Consider the following 1,096-nt stretch of genomic DNA (forward strand, 5'->3'; position numbering starts at 1 on the left):
CGGTCACCGAGGTCGCGCGTGAACTCAACGTGCATGAGAACTTGTTGGGCAAGTGGGTGCGCGCTGAACGGATGCGCGATGGTGTCGCCGACGAGGTGCGCAACGCCCCACCGGATCGGGACTTGTCGGCTGGTGAGCGCGCGGAGTTGACTCGGTTACGCGCGGAGCTCGCCGAGAGGGATCGCGATTTGGCGTTCCTGAAAAAAGTATCGGCGTACTTTGCGGCGCAGCAACATCGGTGAGCAAGTTCGAGCTCATTGCCGCGGAGTGCGCCGACCACGAGATCACGAAACTGGCGGAACTGCTGGGTGTTTCACGATCAGGATTCTACTCGTGGGTGGATCGGCAACGACGTACGGAGTTGACACCTCGCCAGCAGCGCCGCCGGGATCTGGAGGTGAAGATCCTCGCCCATTGGCAGGCATCCACCCGTACCTATGGTTCGCCGAGGATCACCGCCGATCTACATGCCGAGGGCGTCGCGGTCTCGGAGAACACCGTCGCCAAGATCATGGCCGAGATGGGTATCGAGGGCATCAGCCCACGCACCTTCAAGGTCAAGACCACCGAGGTCGATCAGACGGCGACATTCCCGCCCGACCGGGTCGGGCGAGCGTTCGACCAGGGGGGCATCGACCTGGTCTGGACCTCTGACATCACCTACCTGACCTGCGGTGAAGGCGACGCATACCTTTGTGCGATCCGCGACGAGCACTCGCGTCGGGTGCTCGGCTGGTCGCTGGCCGATCACATGCGCACCGAGCTGGTCGAGGCGGCCGTGGACGACGCGGTGTTCACCCGAGGCGGGTCGGTGGCCGGCACCATCCTGCACAGCGACCGGGGCAGTCAGTACACCAGCCACGACATGGCCGCCGCATGCGGCAAACATGGCTTGCGGCGCTCGATGGGCGCGACAGGGATCTGCTGGGACAACGCCGGCGCCGAATCGCTGTGGTCAACCGTCAAGCACGAATACTACAAGCGACACGCGTTCACCACCTACGCGAATCTTACTGCAGGACTTGACAATTACATCCGATTCTACAATCATGACAGGAGGCACAGCTCGCTGGGGATGATCTCGCCTATCGACTTC

At 62.8% G+C, this 1,096-nt stretch carries 2 protein-coding genes; both read left to right on the forward strand.

Annotation, left to right across the window (positions count from 1 at the left end; translation table 11 throughout):
* On the forward strand, window positions 1-242 hold a 242-nt coding region (locus ACIGKQ_RS25365; protein ID WP_396575186.1), incomplete at its 5' end, for a transposase.
* Window positions 239-1,096: IS3 family transposase (locus tag ACIGKQ_RS25370; protein ID WP_396575187.1), on the forward strand; the 858-nt coding region annotated here is incomplete at its 3' end. The genes ACIGKQ_RS25365 and ACIGKQ_RS25370, both read left to right, overlap by 4 nt.

It is taken from the genome of Gordonia sp. NPDC062954, from assembly GCF_044543825.1.
In the GTDB taxonomy this organism is placed as follows: domain Bacteria; phylum Actinomycetota; class Actinomycetes; order Mycobacteriales; family Mycobacteriaceae; genus Gordonia; species Gordonia tangerina.